18 protein-coding genes are annotated in these 15,823 nt (G+C 72.7%); 14 read left to right on the plus strand and 4 right to left on the minus strand.

The window, feature by feature from the left end:
• The first annotated feature begins 89 nt into the window (after positions 1 to 89).
• From ACIOJE_RS16495 to ACIOJE_RS16515, 5 genes are all read left to right on the plus strand, one after another.
• Positions 90 to 806 carry an endonuclease V gene (locus tag ACIOJE_RS16495; RefSeq protein ID WP_400776851.1) on the plus strand — a complete coding sequence of 239 codons (717 nt, stop codon included), beginning with the start codon at positions 90 to 92 and terminating at the stop codon, positions 804 to 806.
• A gap of 97 nt (positions 807 to 903) precedes the next feature.
• On the plus strand, positions 904 to 1,350 hold the full coding sequence (locus ACIOJE_RS16500) for a DUF2563 family protein (RefSeq protein ID WP_400776854.1): 447 nt from the start codon (positions 904 to 906) through the stop codon (positions 1,348 to 1,350).
• Positions 1,351 to 1,407: 57 nt separating this feature from the next.
• Complete coding sequence (locus ACIOJE_RS16505) at positions 1,408 to 2,871, plus strand: hypothetical protein (protein WP_400776856.1); 1,464 nt, start codon at positions 1,408 to 1,410, stop codon at positions 2,869 to 2,871.
• Between the two features lie 131 nt (positions 2,872 to 3,002).
• Complete coding sequence (gene mycP / locus ACIOJE_RS16510) at positions 3,003 to 4,208, plus strand: type VII secretion-associated serine protease mycosin (protein WP_400776859.1); 1,206 nt, start codon at positions 3,003 to 3,005, stop codon at positions 4,206 to 4,208.
• Between the two features lie 95 nt (positions 4,209 to 4,303).
• Positions 4,304 to 4,879 (plus strand): DinB family protein, encoded by a 576-nt coding sequence (locus tag ACIOJE_RS16515; RefSeq protein WP_400776861.1) that lies wholly within the window; start codon positions 4,304 to 4,306, stop codon positions 4,877 to 4,879.
• Between the two features lie 5 nt (positions 4,880 to 4,884).
• Here the strand turns inward: ACIOJE_RS16515 and ACIOJE_RS16520 are convergent, their stop codons facing one another.
• Positions 4,885 to 5,325 (minus strand): hypothetical protein, encoded by a 441-nt coding sequence (locus ACIOJE_RS16520; protein ID WP_280680053.1) that lies wholly within the window; start codon positions 5,323 to 5,325, stop codon positions 4,885 to 4,887.
• 304 nt (positions 5,326 to 5,629) lie between these two features.
• Here ACIOJE_RS16520 and ACIOJE_RS16525 point away from each other — a divergent pair, with 304 nt between their 5' ends.
• Positions 5,630 to 6,751, plus strand: coding sequence for a cation diffusion facilitator family transporter (locus ACIOJE_RS16525; protein WP_400776864.1), 1,122 nt, complete (start codon positions 5,630 to 5,632; stop codon positions 6,749 to 6,751).
• A 107-nt stretch (positions 6,752 to 6,858) separates the two neighbouring features.
• Here the strand turns inward: ACIOJE_RS16525 and ACIOJE_RS16530 are convergent, their stop codons facing one another.
• Positions 6,859 to 7,443 (minus strand): hypothetical protein, encoded by a 585-nt coding sequence (locus ACIOJE_RS16530; protein ID WP_400776866.1) that lies wholly within the window; start codon positions 7,441 to 7,443, stop codon positions 6,859 to 6,861.
• Positions 7,444 to 7,699: 256 nt separating this feature from the next.
• On the opposite strand from ACIOJE_RS16530, the gene ACIOJE_RS16535 reads away from it, so the two are divergent.
• The gene (locus ACIOJE_RS16535; protein WP_400776869.1) at positions 7,700 to 8,704 is read left to right on the plus strand and encodes a hypothetical protein; all 1,005 of its coding nucleotides are present in this window, start codon (positions 7,700 to 7,702) and stop codon (positions 8,702 to 8,704) included.
• A 19-nt stretch (positions 8,705 to 8,723) separates the two neighbouring features.
• Here the strand turns inward: ACIOJE_RS16535 and ACIOJE_RS16540 are convergent, their stop codons facing one another.
• Complete coding sequence (locus tag ACIOJE_RS16540) at positions 8,724 to 9,314, minus strand: isochorismatase family protein (protein ID WP_280680045.1); 591 nt, start codon at positions 9,312 to 9,314, stop codon at positions 8,724 to 8,726.
• Between the two features lie 211 nt (positions 9,315 to 9,525).
• A complete protein-coding gene (locus ACIOJE_RS16545) occupies positions 9,526 to 10,842 on the minus strand; it encodes a nicotinate phosphoribosyltransferase (protein ID WP_400776872.1) in 1,317 nt (438 codons plus the stop codon).
• A 141-nt stretch (positions 10,843 to 10,983) separates the two neighbouring features.
• On the opposite strand from ACIOJE_RS16545, the gene clpS reads away from it, so the two are divergent.
• The 7 genes from clpS (at position 10,984) to ACIOJE_RS16580 (ending at position 15,817) form a co-directional block, all read left to right on the plus strand.
• A complete protein-coding gene (clpS, locus tag ACIOJE_RS16550) occupies positions 10,984 to 11,277 on the plus strand; it encodes an ATP-dependent Clp protease adapter ClpS (protein WP_280680041.1) in 294 nt (97 codons plus the stop codon).
• Between the two features lie 91 nt (positions 11,278 to 11,368).
• Complete coding sequence (locus ACIOJE_RS16555; RefSeq protein WP_400776875.1) at positions 11,369 to 11,941, plus strand: DUF2017 domain-containing protein; 573 nt, start codon at positions 11,369 to 11,371, stop codon at positions 11,939 to 11,941.
• Between the two features lie 187 nt (positions 11,942 to 12,128).
• Entirely contained in the window at positions 12,129 to 13,571 is a 1,443-nt protein-coding gene (locus ACIOJE_RS16560; protein WP_280680037.1) for an amino acid permease, read from the plus strand.
• A gap of 112 nt (positions 13,572 to 13,683) precedes the next feature.
• Positions 13,684 to 14,115 (plus strand): M67 family metallopeptidase, encoded by a 432-nt coding sequence (locus tag ACIOJE_RS16565; protein ID WP_280680035.1) that lies wholly within the window; start codon positions 13,684 to 13,686, stop codon positions 14,113 to 14,115.
• A 139-nt stretch (positions 14,116 to 14,254) separates the two neighbouring features.
• Positions 14,255 to 14,374 carry a putative leader peptide gene (locus ACIOJE_RS16570; RefSeq protein WP_347878546.1) on the plus strand — a complete coding sequence of 40 codons (120 nt, stop codon included), beginning with the start codon at positions 14,255 to 14,257 and terminating at the stop codon, positions 14,372 to 14,374.
• Positions 14,375 to 14,484: 110 nt separating this feature from the next.
• A complete protein-coding gene (locus tag ACIOJE_RS16575) occupies positions 14,485 to 14,763 on the plus strand; it encodes a MoaD/ThiS family protein (RefSeq protein ID WP_196952340.1) in 279 nt (92 codons plus the stop codon).
• A gap of 85 nt (positions 14,764 to 14,848) precedes the next feature.
• Positions 14,849 to 15,817 (plus strand): cysteine synthase, encoded by a 969-nt coding sequence (locus tag ACIOJE_RS16580; protein ID WP_280680032.1) that lies wholly within the window; start codon positions 14,849 to 14,851, stop codon positions 15,815 to 15,817.
• Positions 15,818 to 15,823: the final 6 nt, after the last annotated feature.

The following is a 15,823-nucleotide window of genomic DNA, read 5'->3' on the forward strand; positions in this document are numbered from 1 at the left end:
GGGGGCGCACAGGCTCACCCCGGGGTCGTCCGCCCCCTCGATACGGTGAACAGGACCGCGCCCGACCCGCCACACCGAGGGAACCGCCCGTGCCCATCCCCGCCGACTGGCCCACCACCGAAGCCCAGGCACTCGCCGAACAGGAACGCCTGCGCCCCCTCGTCCAGACCCACGACGACCCCGGCGACGCCGTCGCCCCGGACGGCGGCCGCCTCATCGCCGGCGTCGACGTCGCCTACGACGACGAACACGACCTCGTCGCCGCCGCAGCCGTCCTCCTCGACCGCGACACCCTGACCGTCGTCGAACAGGCCACCGCCGTCGGCCGCATCCCCTTCCCCTACACCCCCGGACTGCTCGCCTTCCGCGAACTCCCCGCCGTCCTCGACGCCCTCGCCGCCCTCACCCGCACCCCCGACACCGTCGTCTGCGACGGCTACGGCCTCGCCCACCCCCGCCGCCTCGGCCTCGCCAGCCACCTCGGCGTCCTCACCGGCCTGCGCACCCTCGGCGTCGCCAAGACCCCCTTCACCTTCGACCACCGCGACCCCGACGCCCCCCGCGGCTCCACCACCCCGCTCACCGACCCCGCCACCGGCGAAGAAGTCGGCCGTGCCCTCCGCACCCGTCCCGGCGTCAAACCCGTCTACGTCTCCATCGGCCACCGCATCGGCCTCGACACCGCCGTCCGCACCACCCTCCACCTCGCCCGCGACTACCGGCTCCCCGAGACCACCCGGCACGCCGACTCCCTCTGCCGCCGCGCCCTCGCCGACGCCCTCCGGTCGGGGACGCCTGCGAACTGACCATGTACCAGGCGGGATTCGGGCCCGGTGTGTTAGACATGGACACCGGGGCCCGACCCCTGGCAGCGACTCGCGGACGCACGGGGGAGGCGCCGACGTGGCAACAGGGACCGGCACGACCGGCGGAGGCGGCCAGGGCTACCGCGTCGAGGTCGAACAACTCCGCGCCTTCGCCGCCCAGGTCCGGCTCCTGCTCGCCGAATTCCAGCACCACGCCGACGGCACCGACACGCACGGGCGCAGCGGCGTCGCCAAGACCTCCTTCGGCACCTTCGCCGAGGCCGCCGAGATCCACAACCGCTACAACACCATGCGCGACGGCCTGCGCGACGTGCTCAACCAACTCCAACAGGCCGTCGACGACGCCCAGAAGAACGCCGAACTCACCGCCACCAACTACGAGGAACACGACCAGCACACCGCGAAGAAGCTCAAACTCGGCGACGACGGCTGGTCCATCGCCAACCCCTCCGCAAGCAGCAAGGCCGCCTACGAGCACACCGTCACCCCGCCCACCCGCGACGGCGGCCCATCCGCCCGGTAACGCCCGTCGTCAACTCCCGGCGACCGCCGGCCGAGCCCGAACGGAGGCGAACCACCCATGGCCTACACCGACTTCACCAGATACAGCCACGCCCAACTCCGCGCGATGGCGGAGGCTCTCAACCCCGGCGAGGTCATGGCCGCCGGTGACCCCTGGCGCCGCGCCGCCGAAACCCTCAAGGCCATCCGCACCACCCTCACGCGCGCCAGCACCGAAGCCGCCGTCACCTGGGAAGGCACCACCAGCGACGCCTTCCACACCCGCATGCTCCACCTCGCCGCAGGCATCAACAACGCCGCCTCCTACGCCAACGACGCGGCCAACACCCTCCACGCCATGTCCGAGGCCATCGCCAAGGCCAAACGCGACATGCCCGAGGAACCCAGCACCTGGGAGAAGGTCAAGGACACCGTCGGCGACGGCGTCTCCTCCGTCTTCGGCGGCGACGACGACCACATCCCCGTCGCCGACCGCCGAAAAGCCGAAGCCGCCACCGTCATGCAGACCCTCGCCATGCACTACCGCATCGCCACCCCGGCCCTGAAGCCGCCGTCCCCGCTGAAGCCCGGTGGACTGGACGACTTCACCGACAAGACCGGTGCCGACCAAGGGGGAGTGGCCGCAGTGGGCGGCCTGATGACCGGCATGGGGGTCGGCAACCTGGGTTCGCTCGGCGGCCTTGGCACCCCACCCGAGGCGACCGCCGTGCCGCCCCGGGACCGGACGTCGAGCAGCACCAGTGCCTCTCCGAAGCCCCCCGCTGCCTCGGGGAGGACCTCGGTACCTTCGGATCCCGGGATCACGGGCCGGGCGACCGAGGCCCCGGTCAAGCCGGGACCGGCCAAACCGGGACCGGCCAACGTCGGCGCGGTAACGGCAGTGGACGGTGTGAGCACCTCGCAGCTGACGACGGCCGCGGGAGCGTCGTCGACCGGGGTGACGGGCACACCGGTCTCCTCGGGGCCCGGAAGCCAGACCGCCGCCGGCCCCGGCGGGTTCGGACCTGGCGGTGTTGGAACGACGCCAGGCTTGCTCGACCGGGCGCGGGAGAAGCAGGCGGCCGCCGAAGGAGGGCCCGGGGGTCGGGGCAACCAGCTGACCGGACCCGGCGCTGTTCGCGGTGGCAGTGGGCAGACCTCGGAGGGCGTTCACGGTGACGGCCCGGGTCCGGGAGGCCGGGCCGGGTCGGCAGGCCCGACGTCGGGCCGGGCCGGGGGCACGGTGGTGGGCGTGGGTGAACGACCGGGAGCCGTGCCGGGTGGCCGGACCCCAGCCAAGGAAGGCGCCTCCAACGGCAAGTGGGCCTTCACCGAGGGCGGGTCGGGCCTTGGGATGCGCAATCGACCGCGACCGGAGTCGGCGGGTGCTCCCGCGCCGTCCCAGACGTCTGCGGTCCCGTACGGGGGCGCCCGCGGGCAGACCAAGGACAAGGAGAACGGCCGCAAGCGGCCGGACTACCTGGTCGAGGACGAGGAGACCTGGGCGGAGGACGCGCCCGTCAATCCGAACGTGGTGAAATGACTCCTGGTTCTCAGACGACCGGGTGATTCGATCGGGGCCCTCGTGGTTCGTGTACCGCGGGGGCGCCGCTGTGCTGAGTGGGGTGACCGGGCTTGAGGTACGGGCGGCTTGGGCGCGGGGCGGCTGTGCTGGTGACAGGGAGCCTGGTCGCGGCGATCGGGGCGGGACCGGCCGGAGCGGACAGTGTCCGTGACGCGCAGTGGGTACTCGGGGACTACCGGGCGGACACCGAGCTGTGGCCGGTGTCGCGGGGCGGCGGCGTCACGGTTGCCGTCATCGACAGCGGTGTCATGAAGGACCATCAGGATCTGACCGGACAAGTGCTCCCTGGGGCGGACTTCTCCGGTGACGGCGGGGACGGCACGGTCGACAAGGACGGCCACGGCACCGGGATGGCGAGTCTCATCGCCGGCCACGGACACGGCGACCGGGCCGGCATCATGGGTCTGGCCCCGCAGGCCAGGATCCTCCCGATTCGGGTGAGTTGGGAGTCCAACAGCGCCGTGGCACAGGTCGGTCTGGTGCAGGCGATCCGGTTCGCCGTCGACCACGGTGCCAAGGTGGTCAACATGTCCATCGGCGGCTACTCCGGAGCGGACCAGGCGACCAGGGAGGCGATCAAGTACGCGGTCGACCATGATGTGCTCCTGATCGCCGGGACGGGAAACAGCGGGAACCAGGCCGCTCAGGTCGAGTACCCGGCAGCCTTCCCCGGAGTAGTGGCAGTCGGTGCGGTGGACCGGCAGGGGCGGCTGTGGGAGAAGTCGAGCTACGGACCGGAGACCACACTGGTCGCCCCCGGGGCGGAGATCTACCGGGCGAGTGCCAAGACCTCCGCCGGCTACGGCGTCGGTAACGGCACCTCGGACGCGACCGCCTACGTCTCCGCCACGGCCGCGCTCATCCGGGCCAAGTACCCGGCGCTCTCCGCCGGGCAGGTGATCAACCGGCTGATCAAGTCCGCTGCCGCGCCGGCTGACGGGTCGGCGGTGCCCGGTGACAAGTACGGCTACGGGATCCTCGCGCCGGCGAAGGCGTTGGAGGCGAATCCGGCCGTGGACAGCGGGCCTCGGGAGAATCCGTTGGTGGGGCGGAGGGAGTCGCAGGGGGCTCCGCCGGGGGAGGCGACGGAGCCGCCGGGCGAGCAGGCTGTCGTGCCCGAGGCGCAGGCCGACCGCGGTGGGTGGTTCGGGGTCGGGGTGGTGCTGGGGCTGGCGTTGTGGGGGGCGCTGGTCGGCGGGGTGGTGCTGGTGGTGGTGTCGGTGGTGCGGGCGCGGCGGCGCAGGCGGGCGGCTGCGGGAGGCGGGCCGGGCCCGGGGTCGTCTCCGTATCGGTGAGGAGCGAGGCGCCCCGGCCGGACTGGCAGCATCTTGGCGGCGGTTGGCGCCCCTGCTGCTGGTGGGGTGGGCGGCACGGTGGCCATGCTGGGGCCATGAGTACTTCTGAGCGCGGCGAGCGCGGTGTGGACCCGGCGGACGTGATCGTTCCGGACGGCAAGGACTGGACCTGGGTGCTGGAACGCCCGTGCCCGGACTGCGGGCTGGACACCCCGGCGGTGGTCCGGGAGGACGTCGCGGGGATGGTCCGCGCCAATGCGGAGGCCTGGCTTGCCCTGTTGGCCGGGGACGGGGCGGGGCTGCGGCGGCGTCCGGCGCCGGGCGTCTGGTCGGGGCTGGAGTACGCGTGCCACGTCCGGGACGTGTTCCGGCTGTTCCACGTCCGGTTGAACCTGATGCTCGACGAGGACGGCCCGCTGTTCCCGAACTGGGATCAGGACGAGACGGCGCTCGCCGAGCGCTACGGGGAGCAGGCCCCGGCGGTGGTGGCCGGGGAGCTGGCGGAGGCAGCGGAGACCTTGGCCGCGGCCTTCGGGCGGGTTGCGGGCGAGCAGTGGGGGCGGACCGGGGACCGCAGCGACGGGGCGCGGTTCACCGTGGAGTCGTTTGCCCGCTATCTGATCCACGACCCGGTGCACCACCTGTTCGACGTGACCGGCGAGCGGGTCTGAGGGGCTCACCAGCCGGAGGCCTCGCGCAGCATGGTGCGCCGGAGCCGGCCGGCCACGCTGGCGGTGTCGGTGCCGATGACGTCGGCGATCTCGGGGGCGGCGAGGCCGACCACGTAGTGCAGGATCGCCAGGTCGTCGTCGGCCGGGTGGTGGTCCGGGGTCGCGGGCACCTGCCGGGTGTGGTCGGCGATGGTGCCGCGCAGGATCTGCCAGGCCTGCGCGGTGGGGTTGGAGCTGCCCAGTAACTCGCGCCATTGGACGGCGATTTCGGCGAACGCCTGTTGGACGGCGGCGGCCGCGGCGCTGTGTTCGGTCAGCCACACCCGGGCGTAGCTGAGGTACCGGGGGCGGTGGAGTTCGCAGAAGGCGGCGAACTCCAGCGGTACGTCCTCCGGTTCGCCGGGCCCCGGGGGTGGCTCGGCGGACGTCGCGTGACGAATGGTCATCTCGGCTTCTCGGAAAGGGAGATGGGTTTCTGACGGTCGATCATCTGTGCTCACTCTACGGTATGCCCTCGGTGCGCTGGGTGACCAATCGGATTGAATGCCCGGAACCCGCCGCCGCTCGGCCGGTTCCGGTGTCGACCGGTGGAGCGCGATGGTGGAGCGGTGGTGGGGCGGCCGGGCGGGAGATCGGCGGGGGGAGGGTGGCGCAGTGGCGTGGGTGGCGTAGTTGCGAGCACGTCGCAGCTGGTCAGAGGGTGTAGGACGGCCATAGCCGCAAGTCGGTTGATGTGCAACCGTAGGCCTTATGGAGGCTGACGTCCACGCCCACGGCGCGAAGCCGCGCGCGCACAACCACCCGCACAACCACACCCACGATCGCGACCACGATCACGCGAACGATCACGCCCACGACCACACCCGCGATCACGGCCACGGCCACGGCCACGGCCACGACCACCGGCACGGGCTCGGGCGCTCCCGTACGGCCGCCCTGCGGCATCGTCTCGCCCACGTCCTGCGCCCGCACTCGCACGATGCCGCAGACCGGGTGGACGCCGCCATGGAGGCCTCCGCCGAGGGGCTGCGCACCCTCTGGATCTCGCTCGTGGTGCTCGGCGCCACCGCGCTGCTCCAGGGGGCCATTGTGGCCCTCTCCGGCTCGGTGGCCCTGCTCGGCGACACCGTGCACAACCTCGCGGACGCGCTGACCGCCGTCCCGCTGGGGATCGCCTTCCTGCTCGGCCGCCGGGCCGCCAACCGCCGCTACACGTACGGCTACGGGCGGGCGGAGGACCTGGCGGGAGTGGCGATCGTGCTCGCCGTCGCCGCGTCGGCGGTCTTCACCGCCCTGGCGGCGGTGGACCGGCTGCTGCATCCCCGGCCGGTGGACCACCTGGCGGCGGTGGCGGCGGCCGCGCTGGTCGGCTGCCTCGGCAACGAGTGGGTGGCCCGCTACCGGATCCGCACCGGCCGCCGGATCGGTTCGGCGGCGCTGGTCGCGGACGGGGTGCACGCCCGCACCGACGGCCTGACCTCGCTGGCGGTGCTGGTCGGCGCGGCCGGGGTCGGGCTGGGCCTGCCGTGGGCGGATCCGCTGGTCGGCCTGCTGATCACGGCGGCGATCCTGGTGGTGCTGCGGGGCTCGGTGCGCGAGGTCGGCCGGCGGCTGATGGACGGGGTGGACCCGGGCCTGGTGGACGCCGCCGAGGGAGCGCTGCGCGGAGTGGACGGCGTGCGCGGGGTGGGCGCGCTGCGGATGCGGTGGATCGGGCACTCGCTGCGCGCCGAGGCGGACGTGGTGGTGGACGGTGCGCTCACCGTGGTGGCGGCGCACGGGGTGGCGGAGGCGGCGGAGCAGGCGCTGATCCGGGCGGTCCCGCGCCTGCTGGCCGCCACCGTGCACATCGACCACGCCCCGGCGGCCTGAGGCCGTCCGGCCCGAGGGTCGAAGCCCGAGGGTCGAAATCCGAGGATCGAAGCCGAGGGCCGAAGCCCGAGGACCGAAGCCCGAGGCGCGGCTGGGGTGGTCCGGCGTCAGGACGTGGGGCGGGCCTCCGTCGGGGAGATCCGGTCGTCGACGGCGTTGCCTCGCTCGACCTGGGCGGGGAAGGACTCGATGGCCCGCCGCCGGGCCAGTTGGGCGGCGGTGGCGGTGGCGGTGGCGGTGGCGGTGGCGGCTGCGGCCGAAGCCGCCGCAGCGGCCCCGGCGGCGGCCTCCTCCCGCTCGCACCGGTGCCCGCCTCCGGTCGGGTGCCCACTGGCGGAGTGCCCGCCGGGCGCGCGTCGTCGGCGGCCGAGCGCGGTGCGGGCGGCGTGTTCCTCGGCCGCCTGTCTCGCGGCCAGGTAGGCCTGGACGGCGGCCATGCCGTAGACCGGCTGGATGAGCTGGTGGCCCTTGAAGAACGGTCTGGCCGGGGCGAACCCGGCGGCGACCACGAGGTCGCGGATCTCGGCTATCTCGGCCTCGCTGCGGGCGGTGAAGCGGACCTCCCAGCCCTTCTTGTACGTATGGCCCTGTTCGCCGCTGCGGCGGGCCGGGTCCGGGCGGCGGACGTATCCGGGCAGACGGCCGAGGCGGAGCTGGGCCGCGCGGAGGCCGGCGGTCTCGTCACGTGACATGACGTAAGCCTAGGCAATTCCAGGGGCGGGATTGACGCGCGGAGGGTCCCTCGGCGTATGCCCTTGGTCACTCTGGGTCAGGCGGCCTGGTGGGCGATCGTTTTCGATCAGATACGACAACCTGACGACCGTCAATTACTCCGAATGGGTGAGGGTATGGGGACTTTAGTGCAGGCTGATCCCGATTTCGCGACGGTTGGGTAACAGTGCGTCAGGCGGCCGGTGGCGGGTCGCGGCGGTTGGGGATGGTGTCGGCATGAGCTACCGGATTCCCACGCCGCCACCGTCCCTGGAGGAGCTGGCGAAGCGTCAACAGAACGTCGTCACCGCGAGCCAGTTGCGCGCCCGTGGTGTGCCGGCCCGGGTCATCACCGAGCACTGCCGTCGCGGCGGGCCCTGGCGGCGGCTGCTGCCCCGGGTCTACCTGCTGCAGTCCGACGGGCCGACCCCGGAGCAACGGCTGTGGGCCGCGCTGCTGTACGCGGCGCAGAACGGCCGCGAGGAGGGCCGCGAGGGGGCGGTGATCACCGGTGCGGCCGCGCTCGCGCTGTACGGCTTCGCCGCGGTGCCCCGGCTGCCCGCGGTGACCGGGGTGGACGTCCTGGTGCCCCGTCAGCGTCGGCTGAAGGATGCCGGCGAGGTGCGGATCCGGCGCACCGGACGGGAGTTGGTGGCCCGGTCGGTGCACGGCCTGGCCTGCGCGCCGGTCGCCCGGGCGGTCGCGGACGCGCTGTGCGAGTGGACCGAGGAGGGGGCCGGCGTCCCGATGCCGGTGCGGGAGGTGCTGCGAGAGGCCGTCTCCCGGCCCGACAGCCGGTGCACGGTACGGGAGTTGGCGGCCGAGCTGACCGAGTCCGGGCTGACCGGCGAGCCCCGGGTGCGCGCCGCGCTGGACGAACTGCTGGCCGGCGAGCGGGACTTCGTCCTGGACCGGGTCGGCGAGCTGGTGGACGAGTGCCTGCTGCCCGTCCCGCTGGCCGGCCCCGAACTGCGGATGCGCGGCGGCACGTTCATCGCCGTCCCGGACCTCTACTGGCCGGAGCGGGGCGTCGCGTTGGAGGTGGACTCGGACCTGCGCTGCGTCAGCGAGGGCGAGGCCGCCTGGGTGCGCGGCGGCCAGCACCGGATGGAGTACCTGGGGATCCGGGTGGTGTACGTCTCCGGCGCCCGGCTCGCGGCCGACCGGGACGCGGTCGGCGCCGAACTCCGCGAGGCCTTCCAGGTGGGCGGTACGGACGTGGTGGAGCTGATGGTCGACTAGAGTCCGCCCCGGCAGGACACTAGGGCCTCACCACCGGGGTGCCGACCAACTCGACCCCGGCGGCCCGCAGTTCGGCCAGCGCGGCGGCGGTGGTCTCCGGCGCGACGCCGGCGGTGAGGTCGAGCAGGATGCGGGTGGTGAAGCCGGCCCGGGCGGCGTCCAGGGCGGTGGCCCGGACGCAGTGGTCGGTGGCGAGGCCGACCACGTCGATCTCGTCGACCTGCCGTTCGCGCAGCCACTCCACCGGGCCGCGGTTGTTCTCGTCCAGCCCCTCGAAGCCGCTGTACGCCGCCGAGTAGGCGCCCTTGTCGAAGACCGCCTCGACCGCGCCGGAGATGACGGCCGGGGCGAAGTTGGGGTGGAAGCCCACGCCCTCGGTGCCGGCGACACAGTGCACCGGCCAGCTGTTGACGTAGTCGGGCTCGTCGGAGAAGTGGTCGCCCGGGTCGATGTGGTGGTCGCGGGTGGCGAGGATGTGCTGGTAACCGGGGGAGGATTCGGCGATCAGGTCGGTGATGGCGGCGGCCACCTCGGCGCCGCCGGCGACGGCCAGGCTGCCGCCCTCGCAGAAGTCGTTCTGCACGTCGACGACGATCAGTGCCCGGTGCATGGCTCGCATCCTCGGATGTGGGGGGCGGCGACGGTGGCGGCCCCGAGTGGGGGAGCCCTCGGGAGTGCTCGGCCCGCTGCGGGGCTCGGGGGTTCTCGGGGAGCTCCAGGGGAACTCTACGGCTGACTTTAGGGAGTGGCGCGCGGGGGCGGAAGGCCTGGGGCGGGCCCCGGGGCCGTCCGCCGGGTCGCGTCGGTCGTCCGGGGCCGGGTCAGAGGAGGAGTTCGGTCGGCAGGACCGGGTCGCCCTTGGAGAGCTGGGTGGCCGACAGCGGCAGCGCGGCCCGGGCCCGGATGTGCCGTTCGCGGGCGGCGGTGAGCGGTTCTCGGCCGACGATCCGGCCGGCCCGCACCAGCGGCACCTGCATCAGGTGGGGTTCCAGGGCGGCGGGGACCGCCCCGGTGCCGACCACCTCGGCCTCGGCGACGCCGTCGGCGTCGGGCCGGCGGGCGGCCCACTTGCGGCCGCCGATGCTGCTCTTGCCGCCGGCCGCGCGCTTGGCCACCGGCACCAGCGGCCCGTCCTCGGCCTCGGCGCGGGCGACCAGCTTGTAGACCATCGCGCAGGTCGGGTGGCCGCTGCCGGTGACCAGGCTGGTGCCGACGCCGTAGCCGTCCACCGGGGCGGCGGCGAGCGCGGCGATGGCGTACTCGTCGAGGTCGGAGGTGACGATGATCCGGGTCTTCTCGGCGCCGAGCTCGTCCAACTGGCGGCGGACCCGGTGGGCCAGCAGGGTGAGGTCGCCGGAGTCGATCCGGACGGCGCCCAGTTCAGGGCCGGCCACCTCGACGGCGGTGCGGACGGCCTCGCGCAGGTCGAAGGTGTCGACCAGCAGCGTGGTGCCCTTGCCCATGGAGGCGATCTGCGCGCGGAAGGCGTCCCGCTCGCTGTCGTGGACCAGGGTGAAGGCGTGCGCGGCGGTGCCGGTGGTGGGGATGCCGTGGGTGAAGCCGGCCTCCAGGTCGGAGGTGGCGGCGAAGCCGGCCACGTACGCGGCCCGGGCGGCGGCGACGGCGGCGTGCTCGTGGGCGCGCCGGGCGCCCATCTCGATCACCGGGCGGCCGCCGGCGGCGGCGGTCATCCGGGAGGCGGCGGCCGCGATCGCCGAGTCGTGGTTGAGGATCGACAGGATCACCGTCTCCAGGATCACCGCCTCGGCGAAGCTGCCCTCGACGGTGAGCAGCGGCGAGCCGGGGAAGTAGATCTCGCCCTCGGGGTAGCCCTGGATGTCACCGCCGAAGCGGTAGTCGGCGAGGTAGCGCAGGGTGTCGTCGTCGACCACGCCCTGGCCCGCCAGCCAGTCGAGCTGGGCGGGGGAGAAGCGGAAGTTCTCGACGGCGTCGAGCACTCGGCCGGTGCCCGCCATGACACCGTAGCGGCGGCCGTTGGGCAGGCGGCGGGTGAACACCTCGAACACGGAGCGGCGGTGCGCGGCCCCGCTGCGCAGGGCGGCCTGCAGCATGGTGAGCTCGTAGCGGTCGGTGAGGAGCGCGGTCGAACCGGCCGCGCGCACTGAAGTGGCGTCCATGCGGATGATGCTACTACCACTTAGCGTCAGAGTGACGATTTCTCGTGGTGGGACCCGGGCCGGAATCGCCCGGGGATCCCTCGGATGGCAGCATGGGGCTGAAGAGGCGTGGACGGACTGCGCAGCGAGGAGGACCCGGCGGTGAGTGTCGCGCCCGTGGAGATCGAGCGCCCGGAGGTCGAAGGACTGCCGGTGACGGAGCCGGACACGCCCTGGGTGACCATCGTGCACAACGACCCGGTCAACCTGATGAGCTACGTCCAGTACGTCTTCCAGGCCTACTTCGGCTACCCGAAGGACAAGGCCCGGAAGCTGATGATGGACGTGCACACCAAGGGCCGGGCGGTGGTGTCCAGCGGCTCCCGTGAGGAGATGGAGCGCGACGTCCAGGCGATGCACGGCTACGGCCTGTGGGCGACGTTGCAGCACGACTGACCGCGGGTGCGACTGGCCGCGGGTACGACTGGCCGCGGGCCCGCGGAGCCAGTACCCACCCGAGACGACGAAGACGGGTTGACCGATAGACATGGCTGGGTTGTTCGAGAGTGCCGGCGGCGGCAGTGCGGCGATCGCGCTGGACGAGCTGGAGGTCTCCATCCTGCGCTCCCTGGAGGTGGGGATGGTGCAGATGATCGGGCCCGGCCCGGGCGGGGACGGCGGCGATCCGCTGGCCGCGCTGTTCGCCGAGGGCCCGACGGAGGCGCCGGCCAATCCGATGCTCGCGCGGCTCTTCCCGGACGCCTACGGCGACCCGGCCAAGCCGGAGGACCCGGAGAGCCGCGCCGCCTCGGGCGAGTTCCGCCGCTACACCGAGGTGGATCTGCGGGCCCGCAAGCGCGAGGACGCGCTGCACGTCGTCCGGATGCTCGACCGGCTCGGCGGCGAGGGCGGGGTGCTCAAGCTGGACCCGGCCGACTGCCTGCACTGGCTGGGCGCGCTCAACGACCTGCGGCTGACCCTGGGCGTCCAGCTGGAGGTCAGCGAGGACGACGAGGAGCTCTACGAGCTGCCGGACGAGGACGACCGCAAGCCGCTGGTGATGGCGTACGTCTGGCTGGGGGCGCTCCAGGAGACGCTGCTGGAGGCGATCGCGGACTGATCCTGCCCGCTTTCGGGCAAGCCCCGGCCGTTTCGTCCAGCATGTGGACGGGCGGTCGGGGCATTTCCGGTTAAATCGGGCAAACCATATCAGGTCATGCTCAAATAACGCTCAGATGAACGCCGCTATCCGGACCCTGCGTGGTACGACTTCTGCACCCCACGAGACCCACCCAGGACGGTGCACCATGGCCGAGCAGCTGTACGACGACGTGGTCGACCCGACACCGGACGAGGAGGGCTATCACCGCGGGCTGGGCAGCCGCCAGATCCAGATGATCGCGATCGGCGGTGCCATCGGCACCGGCCTCTTCCTCGGTGCGGGCACCGCGATCTCCAGGTCCGGCCCGAGCCTGATCCTCTCCTACGCCGTCGCCGGCGTGGTGATCTTCGCGATCATGCGGGCCCTCGGCGAACTCCTCACCTACCGCCCGGTCTCCGGCAGCTTCGCCGAGTACGCGCGGGAGTTCCTGGGCCCGTTCGCCGGTTACGTGACCGGCTGGACGTACTGGCTGTTCTGGGTCGTCACCGGCATGGCGGAGACCACCGCCGCCGCCGTGTACGTGCGGTTCTGGGCGCCCGACATCCCGCAGTGGATCAGCGCGCTGACCTTCCTGGTGATCCTCTACGCGGCCAACCTGATCTCGGTGAAGCTGTTCGGCGAGATCGAGTTCTGGTTCTCCATGGTCAAGGTCACCGCCATCATCGGCATGATCCTGATCGGCGTCGGCGTCCTCACCCTGGGCTTCAGCAAGGCCGGTGACACCGCGTCGATCACCCATCTGTGGCAGAACGGCGGCTTCTTCCCCAAGGGCATCGGCGCCACCGTGATGACCCTGCAGATCGTCATGTTCGCCTACCTGGGCGTCGAACTCGTCGGCGTCACCGCGGGCGAGAGCGAGAACCCCGAGAAGACCCTGCCGCGCGCCATCAACACGCTGCCCTGGCGCATCGCGCTGTTCTACATCGGCGCCCTGGCGGTCATCCTCGCGCTCGTGCCGTGGACCGAGTTCCAGCCGGGCGTCAGCCCGTTCGTCGCCGCCTTCGGCAAGATCGGCATCCCGGCGGCGGCCGGCATCATCAACTTCGTGGTGCTCACCGCCGCGCTCTCCTCCTGCAACTCCGGGATGTACTCCACCGGCCGCATGCTGCGCGACCTCGCCCTGCGCGGCCAGGCCCCCGGGCGGCTCACCGGGCTCAACTCCCGCCGCACCCCGGCCTTCGCGATCACCGTCTCCTGCCTGCTGATGGGCGCCGGCGTGGTGCTCAACTACCTCGTCCCGGCCAAGGCGTTCGAGTACATCACCTCCGTCGCCACCGTCTGCGGCCTGTGGACCTGGGCGATGATCCTGATCTGCCAGATCCGCTACCGGAAGGCCTGGCGGTCCGGCCACCTGCCGCCGCCCACCTTCAAGGCGCCGGGCGGCGTCTGGACCAGCTGGGCCGCGCTCGCCTTCCTCGTCCTGGTCGTGGTGCTGATCGCCTTCGACGCGAGCAGCCGGATCTCGCTGTACGTCTTCCCGTGCTGGGCCGTGCTGCTGGTGGTCGGCTACCAGGTGCTCAAGCGCCGCAATCCGCAGGCCGCCCAGGCCGTCGCGCACGACCACCTGCACGCGCGCAACGGCGGCTGAACCGGCCGCGGACGCCCGGTCGCCGGCCCTCCGCGCCCAGGTGGCGGACGCCCGGTGACCGGGCCTCGGACGCCCCGGCGGACACCCGCCGGAGCGTGGCTATCCTGGCCGCATGCTGACCATCACCCGAGAACTCCGCGACCGGATCGTGGCCCACGCCCGCGCCGACCACCCGGACGAGGCCTGCGGCGTGGTCGCCGGACCGGCCGGCAGCGGACGGCCCGAGCGGTTCGTCCCGATGCTCAACGCGGCCCGCTCGCCCACCTTCTACGAGTTCGACTCGGGCGACCTGCTCAAGCTCTACCGCGAGATGGACGACCGCGACGAGGAGCCGGTGATCGTCTACCACTCGCACACCGCCACCGAGGCCTACCCCTCGCGCACCGACGTGAGCTACGCCTCCGAGCCGTTCGCCCACTACGTCCTGGTCTCCACCGCCGAGGGCGACGGGGAGGACGACCCGTACCAGTTCCGCTCGTTCCGCATCGTGGACGGCGAGATCACAGAGGAAGACGTCCAGGTCGTCGAGGCCTACCCGGCCTGACCAGCACCCACCTGGGCGCGGCCCGCCGACCGCCGTCGAGCGGTCGGCGGGCCCGTGTCGTCTCAGCCTGAGAAACGGGAACATCCGGATCCCGAGACAGGCATGGAGGAGCGGGGCGGGGAATCTATACGATGAGCCCATGCGTTCCGTCGATGTGAGCAACCAGGCCCCGGGCACCCGCCTCGTGGCGCGCCTGCACGTCGACCTGTGCCGGCTCGCCAGCGCGATCTGTCCCGGCACGCCCGCGCGCTCGCGCTGAGCCGCCCCGCCCGGGCCCGCCGCCCGCCGACGGCGCCGAGCCCCGGGACCATCCGCCCTGCCGCGCCCGTTGCGGCCCACCCACCTCACGACTCGCACAGGAGCGCACCCATGGCCATCGAGGTCCGCATCCCGACCATCCTCCGCACCTACACCGACGGCGCCAAGGCCGTCGAGGGCACCGGCAGCAACCTCGGGGAACTCTTCACCGACCTCGACGCCCGCCACCCCGGCATCGCCGCCCGCCTGGTCGAGGGCGGCGAGCTGCGCCGCTTCGTCAACGTCTACCTGAACGACGAGGACGTCCGCTTCCTGGAGGGGATCTCCACCGCCCTCGCCGACGGCGACAGCGTCACCATCCTGCCCGCCGTGGCCGGCGGCGCCCGCTGACCTCCCGCTCCCCCACCCGCCCGTTGCGAGGAGCGGGCGGGGGAGCGCCCTTCCCCACCCTCACCGCCGACGCCGGAGGCCTCCCTTGCGTTACGACAGCCCGCTCGAAGCCGTCGGCAACACCCCACTGGTCCGCCTGCCGCGGCTGTCCGCCGCCGTCCCCGGCAACGCCGACGGCCTGGTGACCCTGTGGGCCAAGCTGGAGGACCGCAACCCCACCGGCTCCATCAAGGACCGCCCCGCGCTGCACATGATCGAGCGCGCCGAGGCCGCCGGCCGGCTCACCCCCGGCTGCACCATCCTGGAGCCCACCAGCGGCAACACCGGCATCTCGCTCGCCATGGCCGCCAAGCTCAAGGGCTACCGGATGGTCTGCGTGATGCCCGAGAACACCAGCGAGGAACGGCGCGAGCTGCTGCGCATGTGGGGCGCCGAGATCATCCCCTCCCCGGCCGCCGGCGGCTCCAACACCGCCGTCCGGATCGCCAAGGAGATCGCCGCCGAGCACCCGGACTGGGTCATGCTCTACCAGTACGGCAACCCCGACAACGCGGGCGCCCACTACGCCACCACCGGCCCCGAGATCCTCGCCGACCTGCCGACCGTCACCCACTTCGTGGCCGGCCTCGGCACCACCGGCACCCTGATGGGCGTCGGCCGCTTCCTGCGCGAGAAGGTCCCCGGCGTGCGGATCGTCGCCGCCGAACCCCGCTACGACGACCTGGTGTACGGGCTGCGCAACCTCGACGAGGGCTTCGTCCCCGAGCTGTACGACGCCGAGGTGCTCACCACCCGGTTCTCGGTCGGCTCCGCGGACGCCGTCCGCCGCACCCGCGAACTCCTCCAGCAGGAGGGGATCTTCGCGGGCGTCTCGACCGGGGCCATCCTGCACGCCGCGATCGGCGTCGGCCGCAAGGCCGCGGCGGCCGGGGAGCGCGCGGACATCGTGTTCGTGGTCGCCGACGGCGGCTGGAAGTACCTGTCCACCGGCATCTACACGGCGGAGTCCACCGAGGCGGCCGTCGAGGCGCTGCAGGGCCAGCTCTGGGCGTAGTCCCAC

The sequence above is a fragment of the Kitasatospora sp. NPDC087861 genome (genome assembly GCF_044742585.1).
Lineage (GTDB): Bacteria > Actinomycetota > Actinomycetes > Streptomycetales > Streptomycetaceae > Kitasatospora.